The sequence below is a fragment of the Brevundimonas sp. EAKA genome, assembly GCF_000698025.1.
Lineage (GTDB): Bacteria > Pseudomonadota > Alphaproteobacteria > Caulobacterales > Caulobacteraceae > Brevundimonas > Brevundimonas mediterranea_A.
The window spans coordinates 1-2,164 of sequence record NZ_JMQR01000228.1 but is presented as its reverse complement, the minus strand read 5'-3'; the positions used below and the strand labels follow the sequence as shown (position 1 = coordinate 2,164).

The 2,164-nt window shown below is 70.2% G+C and carries 3 protein-coding genes; 2 read left to right on the top strand and 1 reads right to left on the bottom strand.

Features of this window, described 5'->3' with window-relative positions; genetic code table 11:
• Positions 1-139 precede the first annotated feature (139 nt).
• Positions 140-841, bottom strand: a complete 702-nt coding sequence (locus ER13_RS17090) for a DUF805 domain-containing protein (protein ID WP_008260725.1) — start codon at positions 839-841, stop codon at positions 140-142.
• Positions 842-938: 97 nt separating this feature from the next.
• On the opposite strand from ER13_RS17090, the gene ER13_RS17085 reads away from it, so the two are divergent.
• Together ER13_RS17085 and ER13_RS17080 are read left to right on the top strand one after the other, a co-directional pair.
• Positions 939-1,550 (top strand): DUF2460 domain-containing protein, encoded by a 612-nt coding sequence (locus ER13_RS17085; protein ID WP_035311268.1) that lies wholly within the window; start codon positions 939-941, stop codon positions 1,548-1,550.
• An 88-nt stretch (positions 1,551-1,638) separates the two neighbouring features.
• The gene (locus ER13_RS17080) at positions 1,639-2,157 is read left to right on the top strand and encodes a DUF2163 domain-containing protein (RefSeq protein ID WP_081836275.1); all 519 of its coding nucleotides are present in this window, start codon (positions 1,639-1,641) and stop codon (positions 2,155-2,157) included.
• The last annotated feature ends 7 nt before the right edge of the window (positions 2,158-2,164 follow it).

Below are 2,164 nucleotides of genomic sequence, written 5' to 3'. Positions count from 1 at the left end.
GCGGGGCGCCGGACCTGGTGCGGGCCGAGGCGCAGATCGCCCAGATGCTGGCGCGGGCGGTCAGCCTGGGGGCGCGGCGGATGTAGAAACGCCGCCCCGTCGAGGACGGGGCGGCGCTGAAGTCACTCAGGCAATGAGGCTATTCGCTCTTGGGGTTCGGGCCGAAGCGGTTGTCGCCCTGATCGCCTTCCACCAGGCCGATCCACAGCAGGAAGGCCAGGGGGACCAGGGCGGCGAGGACGAAGGCGCCCACGGCCGGTCCCATCATGGCGAAGAGAGCGGCGGGATTGTTCTCGTAATAGTCGGCGCCCACGCCGCCGGCGATGGCGGCGCCCATCACCATGAAGAAGCCGATGATCAGGAAGACGGTCGATGCGACCCAGGGGATGGCGACCAGCCAGCCGGTCTTGCCCATGTCGTGCAGGCGCTTCACCGAAATGGCGAGGTTCGGCCAGATCAGCACGAAGCCGAGCAGGTTGATGACGGGGATCCAGCTGATGACCACATTGACGCCCAGCAGGACCAGCCAGCCGATCCAGAAATGGCTACGACGGACGCGGCCCTCGAACGACAGGAACAGCTTCTGCCAGTCAAAGCCGGCGAGGGTGGTGTCGGTCGAGGCGGACAGACCGCCGGCGACGCCGACGGTCGAGGGGGCGCCGGCCAGGATCAGGATCTGTGTCGCCTCTTCACCCTCGGGCACGAAGTCGACGCGGACGCCGGCGGCGGGCACGGCCGGGGACTGAAGGCTGGATGAGACGAAACTGTAGCGCACGCCGTCGTCGCCGCTGATCAGGCCGGTTCCGGCCGTGGTGTCATAGCTGAGGATTTCGCCGCGCAAGTCTTCGCTCCCGTCTCGATACGGCCATTGCGGCCGCGATGGGGCGAGCATGGACGAGCGGCGCTCTGCGAACAAGTGAAACAGGGGACAGGTTCGGATGGACTTCCATGAGGTGCGGCTGCCCGCGCGGCTGGCCTTCGGCTCGACCGGCGGGGTCGAGCGAAGGACGGAGATCACCACCCTGGGCTCCGGATTCGAGCGGCGGTCCAGCCCCTGGGCGATGGGGCGTCGGCGGTATCTGATCGGGGCGAACCTGAGGTCGCTGGACGACATGGCGGCGCTGATCGCCTTCTTCGAGGCGCGGCGGGGGCGGCTGTACGGGTTCCGGTTCAAGGACTTCGCCGATTTCAAGTCGTGCGCGCCCAGCGGGATGGTCTCGGCGGGGGATCAGGCGCTGGGCGTCGGCGACGGGGTGCGGACGGTGTTCCCGCTGATCAAGGCCTATGGCGACGTGGAGCGGTCGATCGTCAAGCCGGTCGAGGGGACGGTCAGGGTCGCGGTCGGGGGCGTCGAGACTTCGGGCTTTGCGGTGGACGCGGCGACCGGGGCGGTGAGCCTGGCGGTCGCGCCGGCGGCGGGCGCTGCGGTGACGGCGGGCTTTCAGTTCGACACCCCGGTGCGGTTCGACACGGACCGGATCGAGACGACCCTGGAGAGTTTCGACGCCGGGCGGATGGCGGCGGTTCCGCTGATCGAGGTGCGGGTCTGAAGCGGGTGAATGGTGAGGAGAGGGGCGGCGTGGCTCGGCAGGCCGCCGCTCACGATTCACGAGTCACGCCCTCACGACAGAGGTGACGATGAGAGACATACCGGACGAAATGGCCGCCCGCATCGAGAGCGGGGCGGCGAGGCTTTGTCATGTCTGGCGGCTGGAGCGGGCCGACGGGGCGGTGACGGGGTTCACCGATCACGACCGGGACCTGGCGGTGGACGGATTGGTATGTCGGGCCGGGAGCGGCTGGACCGCCGGGGCGGCCGAGAGCGCCGTGGGCCTGGCGGCGGGGTCGGTCTCGGCGGCGGGCGCGCTGGATGACGCGGCGATCACCGAGGCGGATGTGGCGGCGGGGCGGTTCGATGGGGCGAAGGTCGAGCTGTGGCGGGTGGACTGGTCGGAGCCAGAATTTAAGGTGCGGCTGGGGGCCGGGGCCCCGGCGCGGGGGCGGGGCGGGGGGGGGCGGGTTCCTGGCCCCCTGGGGGGGCCCCCTGCGGAGCCGGGGCGGGGGGGCGGGGGGGGCCCTTGGCCGGGGCTCGCTTTTTTTCACCACTCCCACGCCCCCAGACTCCCCAGGCAGCCCGCTTTCCGCTCTTCCCTCTGAAAAAAAA